Here is a 13,065-nt window from a genome sequence, read left to right on the forward strand (position 1 = left end):
GAAGACGTCTCGTCCCGGGGGTCGGGGGGGTTGGTGGGAGGGGGGGGGCGGGACCCGGACACGAGGGGGGGGGGGGGGTCCCCCCCCCCCCCCCCTCCCCCCCCCCCCCCCGCCCCGTCGTCGTTCCTGCCCCGCTCCGTCTAGCGGCCGATCACCGGGTAGTGGTCGGACAGGTTGTCGTACGTGTACTCCTTGCCCCAGCTCGACACCGTCCAGGGCGTGGTGGTCTCCTTCACCACGTCGTTCTGCCAGTTCGCGGGACGGGCGTGGCCCGTGCGGTGCAGCACGTGGTCGAGGTCCTCGCGCGGGTCGTCCGGGTAGCGCTCGGAGGCGATCGAGTTGTCCTTCGTGTCGAAGGAGTACGGGTGGCCGGTGCGGGCGTCCGCGGGGGCGAGCCCGGCGTCGCCGAGCATCGAGGCGTACTCGTCGCTGTGCCGGTCCACGTTGAAGTCGCCCGCCACCAGGACCTGTTCGCCCGCCGGGATCTTCTTGGCGTCGAGGAAGGCGTCGAGCTCCTTGAACTGCGCGGCGCGGGTCTTCGCCGCCTGGCCCGCGGCGCACCCGGGGTCGGTGGACTGGGTGTGGGTGCCCACGACGTGGACCTTGGTGCCGTTCACGTCCAGGACGGTGTAGACGAAGCCCTTGTTGGAGAAGTAGTCCCCGCCGCAGGCGTCCTTGTAGACGTACTGCTCCTTGCGCTGAATCGGCCACTTGCTGAGGACGGTCACCCCGCCGTCTTCGGGCGTCGTCGCGGAGTAGGCGCCGCCGGTGGCGTCCCAGCCGCTCTTGGACCGGCCCATGACCGGCGTCTGGTGCGGGTATGCGGCCTTGGCGTTCGCCTGGAGCGCGTCGGAGGAGGAGTTGTCGAAGGCCTCCTGGAGGACGACGACGTCGTTGTCCCGGAAGAACCCGGCGGCAGGGATCGCCTTGGCACGGTGGTCCTGGCCCCAGTTCGGGTACAGCGTCTTGCTGAACAGGAAGGCGTTGTACGTCAGCACCTTCAGCTGCGGGGTTTCCGCCGCCGACGCGGTGGGCGCGGTGGCCACCAGCGTCGCCGTCGCGGCCAGTGCCACGGCGGTGGCGCCGACCGTGTACGTACGCGGCGTGGAGTGGGGCATGAGGGTTCTCCCTGTGGGGGTGGGGGACCGGGCCGCGAGGGCGACACCGGCGCCGTCATCCAAGGCAGCGCCGGTTACGCCCAGGTGGCCTGCGTGTGTTGATCACTTGACGTGTCATCACAACTTGCACACCTGGGGCGTTCGCCGCTCCGTCGGGATCCCGGAATGTCACCTGTCCCGTTGGGATCCCGGAGCGTCCGCCGCCCCGCCGGGATCCCGCCCCGCGCGTCAGGAGTCGTGCCGCAGCCGGTCGCGCTGGACCTGGCAGGCGAGGGCGCGACGCACGGAGGCCGGTGCGGTGGTGGCGGCCTCCGTGCGCACGGGGACGTCGAGGCCGCGGCTGATCCGGTCGTAGGCGTCCCGGAAGCCGCGGGGCAGTTCGGGATCGCGTCGCCGCAGATCCTCCTCGACGAGGCGCCGCAACTCGTCGACGTGCTGCGGCGTGAAGCGCTTCTTGCCCCGGGCGATGGCGTGGACGTAGCGGGCGCAGTGGGCGACCTCCGGGGAGACCTCGACGATCTCCTCCGCGAGACCCCACAGACGCCCTTCGAGCCACGGGACGTCGTGCTGGTCGAGGGAGAGGTCCGGCGGGGGCGGCGCCTCGTCCTGCTTGTACTTGGCCACCTGCTTGGACACCGCGGGCTGACTCATCCCGGTGAGCCGGGCGATGCGGTCCTGGGTCCAGCCGAGGCGGACGAAGACCTTGATCATCTCGGCGCGCAGGGCGCGCATCTCCTCGCCCGCGCGGATGACCTCGTTCATGGAGGCGAGCATCCGCTCGGCCTGCTCCTCGGTCAGTGCCCCGGTCGGCGGCCCGGGATGTCGCCGCGCACTCTCTTCGCCTGCCACAACCCGGTTATACACCCGGCGGGGCAGGTCGTCATAACCGGGTTGTATAACCAGGTTATGGCTGGCAGTATCCGAGCCATGCCCACCTTCTGCGCAACCGACGGAACCCGGCTCGCCTACCGCGAGACCGGCCACGGCGCCCCCCTCGTCTGCGTCCCCGGCGGCCCGGCGGACTCCGCCTACCTCGGCGACCTCGGCGGCCTGTCCGCGCACCGCAAGCTGATCTTCCTGGACCTGCGCGGCACCGGACGCTCCGAGCGGCCCGAGGACACGTCCTCCTATCGCTGCGACCGCCTCGTGGACGACGTCGAGGCGCTGCGCGCCCACCTCGCCCTGCCCGAGATCGACCTCCTCGGCCACTCCGCGGGCGCGAACGTCGTCACGCAGTACGCGGCCCGCCATCCGGCCCGCGTCGCCAAGCTCGCCCTCGTCGCCCCCGGCGCCCGGGCCGTCGGCATCGTGGTCACGGGGGAGGAGCGCCGTGCGCTGGCGCGGGGCCGCGAGGGCGAGCCGTGGTTCCCGGCCGCGTACGCCGCCCTGGAAGCGATCACGCGGGGCGCGGGCAGCGACTGGGACGCGCTCGCGCCCTTCTTCTACGGCCGGTGGGACGAGGCGACCGCCCGGCACCACGCGGACAGCCAGCCGGCCAACGACGAGGCCGCCGCCCTCTTCGGGGCCGATGGCGCCTTCACCCCGGAAGCCACCCGTGCGGCGCTCGCCACGCTCCCGGCGCCCGTCCTGCTGCTCGCCGGGGAGTTCGACCTGAACAGCCCGCCCGCGCCGACGGCGGAGTTCGCCGGGCTGTTCCCCGACGCCACCTACGTCGTGCAGCCCGGGGCGGCGCACTTCCCCTGGCTCGACGACCCCGGCCGGTTCGTGGCGACCGCCGCGGAGTTCCTGGGCTGAGGGAGCCCGGGGCCACGTGCCGCGGGCGGCTCAGGTCGCCGGTGCCGTCCCGGGGCAGTGCGCGGGGTCGTGCTCGCCGCCCCGTGACAGCCACGCCTGCAGACAGCACGCCGCGTTCAGTTCGGTCCAGCCGCGGTTGACCTCCTTGAACAAGGACGGCCCGAACGGGGGCTCCGGGCTGGGGCGCGCGGCGAGTTCGGCGCGCTGGGCGAGGGCGCGGGCGCAGCGCAGGGCGGCGCGCTCGCGCCGGGCGCGCGCGGCAAGGAGTCCGGCCCCGTGCACGAGGCCGGCGGCGGGGAGCCAGGCGTGGGACTGTGCGGCGTACACGGCGCTCACGGTGAACAGCGCGGCGCCCGCAGCCAAGGCGCGGTGGTCGGTCATCTGCGTCTCCTGTGCGGGGTGGGGGCGGATGGGGGATGGGGGGCGCCCGGGGCGCGCCCGGCACCGGTGCCGCGGCCGGGGGCGTCCATGCCGCGCCGCAATCCTTATGCCCCGGTCTGTCGTGTTGACGCAGTGACTCGTTGAAGTCGCACCTTGTCTTGAGGGATGCGTCGCGGATGCGCCGCCGCTGTCGCGTGCTGTGAAACGAATCACATCGAAGACCTGTCACGGTTTCCCGGCGCGAGGTGTCTCGATGGGCGTCCGACGAGAGGAGCAGGGTGTGATGCGCAAGTGCCGACGCGTACGCGTGGCGGGGGTGAGCCGTGACTGAGGACGCCTTCACCGAGCACCGGCCGCTGCTGTTCACCATCGCCTACGAGATGCTGGGCAGCGCCACCGACGCCGAGGACGTGCTGCAGGAGAGCTATCTGCGGTGGCGCGCGGTCGACCAGGACGAGGTCGAGCACCCGCGCGCCTACCTGGTCCGCATCGTGACCCGGCAGTCCCTCAACCACCTGCGCGCGGCCAAGGCGCGACGCGAGGAGTACGTCGGTTCCTGGCTGCCCGAGCCGATCCGGACCGCGCCCGGCGTGAGCGACGACGCGATCCTCGCCGAGTCGGTGTCGATGGCCATGATGCTCGTCCTGGAGACCCTCAACCCCACCGAGCGCGCCGTGTTCGTGCTGCACGACGTGTTCGGCTACACCCACGGCGAGGTCGCCGCCTCGATCGGGAAGACCGAGGTGACCGTCCGGCAGATCGCCCACCGCGCCCGCCGCCACGTGCACGCGCGGCGCCGCCGCTTCGAGCCGGACTCCGACGCGGGCCGGGAGATCGTCCAGCGGTTCCTGTTCGCGGCGTCGACCGGCGAAGTGCAGGCGCTGATGGACCTGTTGGCGCCCGATGTCGTGCAGATCTCCGACGGCGGCGGGAAGGTCGTCGCCGCCCGCCGCCCGATCGTCGGACGCGCCGACGTCGCCCGCTTCGTCCTCGGCGTGATCAGCGGTGTCACCGCGGCGACCCAGGTCGAGTACGCCACGTACAACGGCATGCCCGCGGCGCGGTTCGTCACCGACGGGGAACTCGACTGGCTGGTCGCCTTCGAGATCCACGACGGCCGGATCACCGGCCTCTACGGCATGCGCAACCCGGACAAGCTGCACCGCGCAGAGGCGGTGCTCCCGCTCGACAGAGGAGGCAATCAGCCATGGAAACCATGATCGTTGAACGCGTCGTCGCCGCTCCGATCGAGGACGTCTTCGCCTGGCTCACCACGACCACCAACTACACGCGCTCACCCCTGGTGGTGCGCTGCCGCCTGGCCCGGCCCGGCGAGTCCGCGCCTTACGGCGTCGGCGCGGTGCGCAACCACCTGTGGCTGATCGGCTGGTTCCGGGAGCGCATCACCCACTACGACCCGCCGTACGCCACCGACTACGTCGTCGACCGCAGCTTCCCGCCGGCCCGCCACGAAGTCGGCCGGATGACGTTCGAGGAGGTCGAGGGCGGCACCCTGGTGCGCTGGACCACCCGCGCGGAGATTCCCGTCCCGCTGATCGGCGGCTTCCTCACCCGCCGCGTCGCGCGCCCCATCATCACCCGCACCTTCGGCAACATCCTCGACGCGGCCCACAGCGCGCTGGCCGGCCCCCGGGCCTCGGCTGCCCACTGAGCAGCGGACACGCCGAGGGGGATGGTGCCGACCGGTCTCAGCGGAACGCGGCGATGTGGCGGGCGGCCCAGTCCGCGAACGGGCGCGGGGCGCGGCCGAGTATCCGCTGCACGTCCGGGCTGACCCGCACCTCCGCCGGACTCGGGGAGCCGAGGATGTCCAGGGTGTCGTCGGCGAGTTCCACCGGCATGCTGTGCGCCATGGCCGCCCTGGCCTCGTCGCGGGTGAGGTCGTGGAAGCGCACGGGTGAGCCGAGTGCGGCGGCGAGGGCCTCCGCCTGCTGACGGGGTGTGATCACCTCCGGGCCGGTCAGTTCGTACACACCGCCGGTGTGCCGCTGATCCAGCAGGCAGGCCGCCGCGACCTCGGCGATGTCCGCCGGATCGATGATCGGCACACCGACGTCGCCGTAGGGCGCGGCGACGACCTGCCGCGTGCGGACGGAATCGGCCCACCACAAGGCGTTGGACGCGAAGCCGCCCGGCCGCAGGATGGCCCACTCCAGGCCGGACTCCCGCAGCGTGTCCTCCACCCCGCGCAGCGCGATCCGCGTCGACCCGAAGGGCCTCGTCGCCACGCCCAGCGAGGAGAGCAGGACGACCCGGCGGACCCCGCCGGCCACGGCCTGGCCGATGACGTCGGCCGGGCTTGCCCCGGCCGCGTGCAGATCGCCGGACAGCAGCAGGAACAGCGCCTTCGCCCCGGCGAGGGCGGGCTCCAGACTTGCCGGTTCGGCCAGGTCGGCCGTCACATGGCGGACCCCGTCCGGCACGGCCGCCGCATGCCGCGACACGGCCGTCACCTGCTGTCCCGCCTCGACCAGCGCCTGCGTCAAAGGTCGGCCCACATTCCCGGTAGCCCCGGTCACCACGATCATGAACAACTCCTCGCCAGATGCGTTCTGTAGATGCGTTCTGTGGCCGCGACGCTAGGAGCCTGAACTAACTCTTGGTAAGGACGTACCTCGGAGTAAGCTCCTCCCATGGCGGAAGGCGCGCAGCTCACACAGACTGAGGCGGACCAGCGGTATGAGGTGTTTCACACCGACTGCCCGGCGCGCGACGTGGTCGACCACGTCACCAGCCGCTGGGGCGTCTGGGTGCTGATCTCCTTGCGGAATACCGATCTCCGCTTCTATGAGCTGCGCGAGAGCATCCAGGGCATCAGCGAGAAGATGCTCGCCCAGACCCTGCGCGCACTGGTCCAGGACGGCCTGGTCTGGCGCGAGGTCGAACCGACGACACCGCCCCAAGTCACCTACGGCCTCACCGAGTTCGGCCGGGAGGTCGGCGAGCCACTGACGGAGCTGTTCGACCGGGTCACGCGACGGTTGTCGCCGCGCGAAGCGGGATAGCGGGCGGTACGCGGCTCGACGGCACGGCGGGCCGACGTGGATCGGCACGCCGGGGACCACGCAGTCGCCTGCTGAGGGCGCACCTCCGAGCGCGCACTGCCGTGAGGCTCACGTCCTTGCCGCACTCGACGCCCTTCCTGCACACGGGGCAGACGTCCAGGTGCTGAAGGTGGATCCGGTACAGCTCGTCCGGGCGCGAGGCGGCACTCTCGGTCCCGTTCACCGCTCGATCGCCTTCAGCGTCTCGCCGGTGGAGAGCAGTGCGGCCAGGTGTGCGGGGTCGCACAGGTGCCCGCGGCGCTGTGGCTCCACGGCCCAGTACGTGACAGGGGAGACCTGTTGGCCGATCCGTGGCACGGGGAGGTGGATGCCCTTGCCGAGGCGATGCTCCGGGCCCTCCCACATCGCGTCGGGGTGGATGAGTACGTAGTACAGACCGCTGCCGGTGCGGACGTCGCGGACGAACGGGCCGTGCAGCCGGTCGAGCAGGGCCGCGCCCACGGTGCGCGGGTCGTCGCTGCCGAGGGCGCCGTGGATGCGCCGTGCCGGGACCCGGATCGCGTCGAAGCGTGCGCCGAGCGGGAGGAGCGCGACGGCGTGATGGGCCCACTCGGCCTGGGCCTGGCGCGGGACGGGGTGCGCACCGGCGAGCCAGTCGGCGATGGCTCCCCGGTCCGGGGCCTCTTCCCGTGCGCTGCTTCCTGGGCCTGGCCCAGGGGCCTCAGCCTCGCCCATCTCGACTCCCTCGTAGTCGGCCATGCCCCGGGGCTGTTCGCACGGTCGCCGGGGGCCGTGGTGCTACGAGGAAACCGGAAGTTCCCTGTCTGGCATCAGGACAGATCGAGGGCACTTTCTGACGAAGTACCGGACAGTTTTCCTACGCGGGCGGTGACGGTACAACTACCGTCAAGGGGCACATGCAGCAGGGAGGCACGATTCCCACGCAGCGGAACGCCTCGCTGGAGGCGCTCCTGACGAAGTTCGGGTACACACACCAGGCGTTGGCCGACATGGTCAACCGCATCGCCGCTGACGAGTTCGGCGAACCCGCGAACTGTACGGACCGCCATGTGCGGCGCTGGATCTCCGGGCACGTCCGCTGGTCGTGGCCGCGTCACTTTCGGCCCCTTGAGTGCATCTTCGGCCGCAGCCCCCAGGAGATGGGGTTCATGCCGAGGGCGGCATCACTCGCTCCCGCACGGGCGCGTCCGGCAGCCGTGTCCACTACGACAGACACTGCCGTATTCGACGTCGCCGCCGACTACCTCCTTGCCGCGCAGGCCGAACATGCTGGCCGTCCAGCCGAGGCAGCACGCATCAACAAGGCTGCCCTCGGCGAGCGGCATCTGCGGAATCAGCCGCTCATCACCTCGCTCCTGCACGCCCGGCTCGCCGATTGCCTTGCCCAGATCAACGATCCGCGAGGCATGGGACGACAACTGGTCGCGGCCGAACGCGCCTATGACCGCGCTGGGATGACCACCGCCCCGAGCTGGCTTGTGTTCCTCACCCCGGCGGAACTGTCCGGACTCGGCGCCATCGCCCACCAGAGTGCAGGCGACTTCGCTCGCGCCGAGCAGCATGTCCTGCGAACTCTCGATCTCCTTGAGGACGGGTTCAACCGCAACCGGACCCTCTATGCCGTGTTGCTAGCCGAACTCCAGTTGGCGCAGGGGGAGCATGAGCGTGCCGCTGCGACCGCCGCGACCGTCCGGTCGGGTCACATCGCCAGCAGCCGTATCAGCGCTCGTCTCACCCGGGTTGCCGCACTCGGCCAGGGAGGACGTACGTGAGACCCAGCGCTCGACTTGACCTGCGGCACTACGGGCACGCGCATACGGCCACGATCCGCGAACTCCTCCTGGACGTTCACGACGAGGTGTACGAGGGAGTTGACGATCCCCTCGCCCCGCGGGAGGCGTTCGCCCGGTTTGCCGACAGCTGGAGCGCCAAGGAGGACTTCGCGTGCGTCGTCGGCTATGACCAGGGGCAGCCGGTCGGCTATGCCTACGGCGCTCCGCTCACTTCTGCGACGACGTGGTGGAAGGGGGTCGTACCCGCCCTGCCTGCGGAGTTCACGGCGGAGACGGGTGCGCGGACCTTCGCCTTGTCGGAACTGATGGTCCGTGCGCCATGGCGCGGCACGGGAGCATCGCGGCTGCTCCACGACGAGTTGCTGAGTGAGCGGGGAGAGGACCGGGTGACGCTGCTCGTGCACCGGGACCACGTGAAGGTACGCGCCCTCTACGAGAGTTGGGGCTATGAGTCCATGGGCGAGGTCGTGCCGTTCCCGGGAGCCCCCACCCTGTGTGCCATGGTGCTTGCTCGCCCGGGCTGTCCAGGACACCTCGGGCGCCCGTGACCGCACCAGCCGCAGCGAGGTCGGCTCGAAGATCGACGCTAGGGAGCGATGTTTGTCATGGCAGGTCAGGTCTGGGTGTCGCTCATATCGTTGGGCGGCATCGTCCTCGGCGGTGTGTTGTCCTACCTCGTCCAGCACAGGACTCAGCAATCGGCGGAACGTGCCGAACAGGAACGGCAGCGGCTCTCGTTGTCGGAGACCCGGTGTGCGGAACGGCTCGCGCTGCTGGAGCGGTTCATCGAGGTCTCCGCGGAGGCGGAACGCTGCGCCTATACCCGGCCGTCCGAGTGGGAGGACACCGATACTGGTACCTCACGACCCGGGACGTCATGTACCGGTTGTGGGTCGCGGACCGGCTCCTCCGCATCCAGTTCCCCCTGACCGTCCATGACGCCGCACACGCGCACTTCCTCGACCTCAACAGGACGGTGTGGCACGGCCTGCCCGGCGGTGAGAGCGTTCGGGACCACCTGGAGGGCAACCGGTCGGCGTTTGTCGACGCGGCCCGCGAAGTCATGGGATAGCCCACTCCGGCCGGGATGCTGAGCCCGGCCCTCGGGCGGGCAGGATCCGCCCCCGGGTGAGCGTCACGACCTCGTCGGCGGCCGCGAGGCCCGACCGGTCGTGGGTGACCAGGAGCGTGGTGCGGCCCCGGGTGGCGTCGAGGATGTCGGCGAGCACGGCGGCCGCGGTGTCCGGGTCGAGGCCCTCGGTGGGTTCGTCGAGGACGAGGACGGGCGGGTCGGCGAGCAGCGCGCGGGCCAGGAGCAGGCGGCTGCGCTGGCCGCCCGACATCGTGGCGCCGTCCCCGCCGACGAGGGTGTCCCAGCCGTCGGGCAGCGACTCGACCCAGTCCAGGAGCCGGGCCCTGCGGGCCGCGTCGCGCAGGTCGGCGTCCGTGGCATCCGGGCGGGCCAGGGCCAGATTGGCGCGGAGCGTGGCGTGGAAGACGTGGGCGTCCTGCGTCATGCCGGTGATCACGGCGCGCGCGTCGGCGCCCGCACAGTCCCGCAGTTCGCGCCCGCCGACGCGGATGGACCCCGCCTCGTACGGGACGAACCGCATGAGCGCCGCGATGAGCGTCGACTTCCCCGACCCGCTGGCGCCGAGGAGCACGACCCGGCGGCCGGGTGGCAGCCGCAGGTCCACCCCGTCCAGGGCGAGGGGCCCGCCGGGGCGGTGGCGCACCCGTAGGCCGGTGATGTCCACGCCCAGCGGCTCGGCGGTCGGGAGCGGGGCCGGGGCGGGCGGGTCGACGACGGGCGGGGGCGTGTCGAAGAGGTCGGACAGGCGGTGGGCGCAGACCCGCACCGCGGCGAGGTGGCGGGCGGCCGCGGGCAGCGGCGCCAGGGCGTCGAAGGAGACCAGCGCGAGGACCGCGAGGACGGTGAGGTGCGTGGCGGGCAGCGCGCCGTCCGCGTGCGCGCGCACCGCGAGCCAGGTGACACCGACCGTCGCTCCGCCCTGCAGCAGCAGGACCACGGCCGAGGCGAGCGACGTGGTCAGCGCCTGGCGCCGCTCCAGCGCGGCGATCCGCGCGGAGGCGCTGCGGGCCCGCTCGTCCGCGCGGCCCCGCGCTCCGTACGCGGCCAGGTCCGCCGCGCCCCGCGTCAAGTCCACAGTGAGCGCGGCGAGTTCGGCCCGCGTCTGCTTCTCCGCGCGGCCCGCGCGGCGGGAGAGCGCCAGCACCAGCGTGGGTACGACGACCCCCGCCACGGCGAGGAGCAGTCCGAGCAGGACACCCGCCTGCGGTAGCAACACCGTGGCCAGGCCGGTGGCGGCCGCCGCGACCGCGCCCGCGGCAACCGCAGGGAACAGCGCCCGCAGCAGCAGATCCTGGGCGGCGCCGACGTCGTCGACGAGTCGGGTCAGCAGATCCCCGCCCCGAAAGGCCGGGGTGCCCGCGGGCGCGAGCGGCACCAGCGCCTCGTACACCCGCGTCCGGAAACCCGCGACGGCCCGCAGCGCACCGTCGTGACCGAGCAGCCGGTCGGCGTAGCGCAGCGCCCCGCGCCCCAGGGCCAGGGCCCGCACGGCCACGATCGCGAGGGCGACCGACGCGAGCGGCGGCTGCTCGGCGGCCCGGGTGATCAGCCAGGCCGCGGTGGCCATCAGCGCGGCGGCGGCGAGGTCGCTCCCGGCGGCGGCGAGCGCGCCGGGGAGCAGCCTGCGCCAGTGCGGGAGGAGGTGGCGCAGGAGCCGGAGGGTGGGGTGGGGTGTGCGGGCGCGGGTGGTGGCCTCGGTGGGGGTGGTCATGAGGCCATCGGCCTTTCTGTGGGTGGGAGTTGAGGGAGGGGAAGGGGTACGTGTGTGGGGGCGCCGTCTGCCTTCGGAGCGCCTGCGGCGGGGTTGGTGTTCGGGGTGTGTGGGCGGGGCGGAGCCGGATGCTTCCTGGGCTTGCTTGGTCTGCTTTTGCGCCTGCGGTGAGGTCGGTGTTCGTGTGCGGGGGTGCGGCGGAGCGGGGCGCTTTCTGGGGTCGCGTGTGCTGCGTCCGCGGCGCAGTGGGCGTATGGCCGCGAAGGAGCCCGACGCCGCCTCGGCCCGCGTCTCTGCTTCCGCGTCCGCGGCGAGGCCGACCTTCGGGGGCGTGCCGGGAAGGGGCCGGCCCCTTCCTGAGCCCGGGCTCTCTGCCCCCTCATGAGCCCACCAACCCGTCCATGAGGGCGGGCGCGGGCCTCGGTCGGCTCGGGGCGATGCTGCCCGCTCGTACCGTGACGATCCGGTCCGCGTGGGGCAGCAGGCTCGTGCGGTGGGCGACCACGAGCGCGGTGCGGCCGCGCATCAGGTCGACCGTCGCGCGCGTGACGGCGGCCTCGCTCTCCGGGTCGAGGTGGGCCGTCGGCTCGTCGAGGAGCAGGACGGGAGCGCCCTTGAGGAACGCCCGGGCCAGGGCGACGCGTTGGCGCTGACCGGCCGAGAGCCCGGCGCCGTGCTCGCCGAGGACGGTGTCGTACGCCTCCGCCAGCTCCTCGATGAATACGTCGGCCGATGCGGCGCGGGCCGCGGCGCGCACCTCCGCGTCGCTCGCGTCGGGGCGCCCGAGACGGATGTTGTCCGCGACGGACGCCGCGAACAGGTGCGGGCGCTGCGGCACCCACGCCACCTGCGCGCGCCACGCGTCCCCGTCGAGGTCGCCGAGACCGGCGCCGCCGACCTCGACCCGCCCCGACGCGGGCGTCACGAAGCCGAGGAGCAGCGCGAGGAGCGTGGACTTGCCCGCGCCGCTCGGGCCGACCAGCGCCACGTGCTCGCCGGGGCGGACGGAGAGGTGGACGTGCCGCAGGGCGGGCGCGGCGCGGTCGGGGTAGTGGACGGTGACGTCGTCGAGGCGCAGGTGGGCCGTGCGGGCGTCGGGGGCGGGTCCGGTGTGATCCGCGGGTGCGTCGAGGGCCGGGCCACGGCTGGGGTGGCTCTCGGGCGTGTCGAGGGCCGGGCCGTGCCCGGTGTGGGTCTCGGGCGCGTCGGCCGACTCGTCGAGGACGCCGAACACCCGCTCGGCGACCGCGATGCCTTCGGCGCTGTCGTGGAAGGCCGCGCCCAGGGCGCGCAGCGGCAGATACGCCTCGGGCGCGAGGAACAGCACGACCAACGCCGAACGCAGGTCCAACTCGCCGTGCAGCAGCCGCAGTCCGACCGGTACGGCGACCAGCGCCACGGAGAGGGTGGCGACCGTCTCCAGGACGAACGACGACAGGAACGCCACGCGCAGCGTTCGCATGGTGGCCCGCCGGTGGGCGTCCGCCATCTCGCCCACCACCCGCGCCTGATGCCGCTCCCGGCCGAACGCGCGCAGCGTCGGCAGCCCGGCCACCACGTCGAGGAAGTGCCCGCCGAGCCGCGCCAGCAGCCGCCACTGCCGTGCGGTGCGGCGCGCGGTGTGCAGGCCGACCAGCGCGCCGAACACGGGGATCAGCGGCAGCGTCACGACGACGATCAGCGCCGACGTCCAGTCGGTCCACGCCAGCCAGCCGACCACGGTGAGGGGCGCCACCGCGGCGGCGGCCATCGTGGGCACGTAGCCGACGACGTACGGGTCGAGGGCGTCGAGGCCGCGGGTGACGAGTGTGGCGGTCTCACCGTGGCGGTGGGCCGCGAGCCGCAGGGGGCCGGTGTGCCGCAGCCTGCCCGTGATCCGGTCCCGCAGCGTGCGCTTGACGTCGGCGGCGGCACGCTGGGCGAGCACCCCGCGGGCCCAGGCCAGGAGCGCGCGCAGCGCCATGACGGCGCCCAGCGCGGCCAGCGGCCCGGCGCGGAACGTGCGCCCGGCGAAACCGTCGGCGAGGACCGTCGCCAGGAGGACCGCCTGGGCGACGGTGAGCCCGGCGCCGAGGAGGGACGCCGTCGTCGCGTACATCATGTGGCGGCGCAGCAGCGGGAGTTCGCGCAGCAGACGGCGTTCGACGGGCTTCATTGTGGGGGGTGC

General features: G+C 72.8%; 13 protein-coding genes and 1 pseudogene. 7 read left to right on the forward strand and 7 right to left on the reverse strand.

Features of this window, described 5'->3' with window-relative positions:
* Positions 1-140: 140 nt before the first annotated feature.
* Both sph and ACZ6AA_RS26305 read right to left on the reverse strand, forming a co-directional pair.
* Positions 141-1,118 carry a sphingomyelin phosphodiesterase gene (gene sph, locus ACZ6AA_RS26300; RefSeq protein ID WP_471460319.1) on the reverse strand — a complete coding sequence of 326 codons (978 nt, stop codon included), beginning with the start codon at positions 1,116-1,118 and terminating at the stop codon, positions 141-143.
* Between the two features lie 228 nt (positions 1,119-1,346).
* On the reverse strand, positions 1,347-1,967 hold the full coding sequence (locus tag ACZ6AA_RS26305; protein WP_468481858.1) for a sigma-70 family RNA polymerase sigma factor: 621 nt from the start codon (positions 1,965-1,967) through the stop codon (positions 1,347-1,349).
* Between the two features lie 78 nt (positions 1,968-2,045).
* Between ACZ6AA_RS26305 and ACZ6AA_RS26310 the strand changes: the two genes are divergently transcribed.
* Positions 2,046-2,873: an alpha/beta fold hydrolase gene (locus tag ACZ6AA_RS26310; protein ID WP_468455468.1), complete on the forward strand. Its 828-nt coding sequence runs from the start codon at positions 2,046-2,048 to the stop codon at positions 2,871-2,873.
* 30 nt (positions 2,874-2,903) lie between these two features.
* On the opposite strand, the gene ACZ6AA_RS26315 is transcribed toward ACZ6AA_RS26310, so the two are convergent.
* The gene (locus ACZ6AA_RS26315) at positions 2,904-3,254 is read right to left on the reverse strand and encodes a hypothetical protein (protein WP_468455470.1); all 351 of its coding nucleotides are present in this window, start codon (positions 3,252-3,254) and stop codon (positions 2,904-2,906) included.
* A gap of 323 nt (positions 3,255-3,577) precedes the next feature.
* Between ACZ6AA_RS26315 and ACZ6AA_RS26320 the strand changes: the two genes are divergently transcribed.
* The gene (locus tag ACZ6AA_RS26320) at positions 3,578-4,474 is read left to right on the forward strand and encodes an RNA polymerase sigma-70 factor (protein WP_468455472.1); all 897 of its coding nucleotides are present in this window, start codon (positions 3,578-3,580) and stop codon (positions 4,472-4,474) included.
* On the forward strand, positions 4,462-4,926 hold the full coding sequence (locus ACZ6AA_RS26325) for an SRPBCC family protein (RefSeq protein ID WP_468455474.1): 465 nt from the start codon (positions 4,462-4,464) through the stop codon (positions 4,924-4,926). Before ACZ6AA_RS26320 ends, ACZ6AA_RS26325 begins: the two co-directional genes overlap by 13 nt.
* Before the next feature lie 37 nt (positions 4,927-4,963).
* On the opposite strand, the gene ACZ6AA_RS26330 is transcribed toward ACZ6AA_RS26325, so the two are convergent.
* Positions 4,964-5,803 carry an SDR family oxidoreductase gene (locus ACZ6AA_RS26330; RefSeq protein WP_468455476.1) on the reverse strand — a complete coding sequence of 280 codons (840 nt, stop codon included), beginning with the start codon at positions 5,801-5,803 and terminating at the stop codon, positions 4,964-4,966.
* A gap of 105 nt (positions 5,804-5,908) precedes the next feature.
* Here ACZ6AA_RS26330 and ACZ6AA_RS26335 point away from each other — a divergent pair, with 105 nt between their 5' ends.
* On the forward strand, positions 5,909-6,280 hold the full coding sequence (locus ACZ6AA_RS26335; RefSeq protein WP_468455477.1) for a winged helix-turn-helix transcriptional regulator: 372 nt from the start codon (positions 5,909-5,911) through the stop codon (positions 6,278-6,280).
* A 219-nt stretch (positions 6,281-6,499) separates the two neighbouring features.
* Here the strand turns inward: ACZ6AA_RS26335 and ACZ6AA_RS26340 are convergent, their stop codons facing one another.
* A complete protein-coding gene (locus ACZ6AA_RS26340) occupies positions 6,500-7,039 on the reverse strand; it encodes a hypothetical protein (RefSeq protein WP_468455479.1) in 540 nt (179 codons plus the stop codon).
* 158 nt (positions 7,040-7,197) lie between these two features.
* On the opposite strand from ACZ6AA_RS26340, the gene ACZ6AA_RS26345 reads away from it, so the two are divergent.
* From ACZ6AA_RS26345 to ACZ6AA_RS26355, 3 genes and pseudogenes are all read left to right on the forward strand, one after another.
* Complete coding sequence (locus ACZ6AA_RS26345) at positions 7,198-8,073, forward strand: hypothetical protein (RefSeq protein WP_471460322.1); 876 nt, start codon at positions 7,198-7,200, stop codon at positions 8,071-8,073.
* Positions 8,070-8,642, forward strand: a complete 573-nt coding sequence (locus ACZ6AA_RS26350) for a GNAT family N-acetyltransferase (RefSeq protein WP_471460323.1) — start codon at positions 8,070-8,072, stop codon at positions 8,640-8,642. Before ACZ6AA_RS26345 ends, ACZ6AA_RS26350 begins: the two co-directional genes overlap by 4 nt.
* Positions 8,643-8,690: 48 nt before the next feature.
* Positions 8,691-9,166, forward strand: a pseudogene (locus ACZ6AA_RS26355) (hypothetical protein).
* Here ACZ6AA_RS26355 and cydC read toward each other — a convergent pair.
* Both cydC and cydD read right to left on the reverse strand, forming a co-directional pair.
* Complete coding sequence (cydC, locus tag ACZ6AA_RS26360; RefSeq protein WP_468455485.1) at positions 9,156-10,898, reverse strand: thiol reductant ABC exporter subunit CydC; 1,743 nt, start codon at positions 10,896-10,898, stop codon at positions 9,156-9,158. The pseudogene ACZ6AA_RS26355 and the gene cydC overlap by 11 nt on opposite strands.
* Positions 10,899-11,277: 379 nt before the next feature.
* Positions 11,278-13,053: a thiol reductant ABC exporter subunit CydD gene (gene cydD, locus ACZ6AA_RS26365; RefSeq protein WP_471460324.1), complete on the reverse strand. Its 1,776-nt coding sequence runs from the start codon at positions 13,051-13,053 to the stop codon at positions 11,278-11,280.
* Positions 13,054-13,065 lie beyond the last annotated feature (12 nt).

The sequence above is a fragment of the Streptomyces sp. NPDC040610 genome, from assembly GCF_055594065.1.

Excerpts from the sequence above, each read along its gene's own strand:
- cydD (WP_471460324.1), bottom strand. The coding sequence starts at position 13,053 with ATGAAGCCCGTCGAACGCCGTCTGCTGCGCGAACTCCCGCTGCTGCGC.
- ACZ6AA_RS26335 (WP_468455477.1), top strand. The coding sequence starts at position 5,909 with ATGGCGGAAGGCGCGCAGCTCACACAGACTGAGGCGGACCAGCGGTAT.
- ACZ6AA_RS26345 (WP_471460322.1), top strand. The coding sequence starts at position 7,198 with ATGCAGCAGGGAGGCACGATTCCCACGCAGCGGAACGCCTCGCTGGAG.
- ACZ6AA_RS26340 (WP_468455479.1), bottom strand. The coding sequence starts at position 7,039 with ATGGCCGACTACGAGGGAGTCGAGATGGGCGAGGCTGAGGCCCCTGGG.
- sph (WP_471460319.1), bottom strand. The coding sequence starts at position 1,118 with ATGCCCCACTCCACGCCGCGTACGTACACGGTCGGCGCCACCGCCGTG.
- cydC (WP_468455485.1), bottom strand. The coding sequence starts at position 10,898 with ATGACCACCCCCACCGAGGCCACCACCCGCGCCCGCACACCCCACCCC.
- ACZ6AA_RS26310 (WP_468455468.1), top strand. The coding sequence starts at position 2,046 with ATGCCCACCTTCTGCGCAACCGACGGAACCCGGCTCGCCTACCGCGAG.
- ACZ6AA_RS26315 (WP_468455470.1), bottom strand. The coding sequence starts at position 3,254 with ATGACCGACCACCGCGCCTTGGCTGCGGGCGCCGCGCTGTTCACCGTG.
- ACZ6AA_RS26325 (WP_468455474.1), top strand. The coding sequence starts at position 4,462 with ATGGAAACCATGATCGTTGAACGCGTCGTCGCCGCTCCGATCGAGGAC.
- ACZ6AA_RS26330 (WP_468455476.1), bottom strand. The coding sequence starts at position 5,803 with ATGATCGTGGTGACCGGGGCTACCGGGAATGTGGGCCGACCTTTGACG.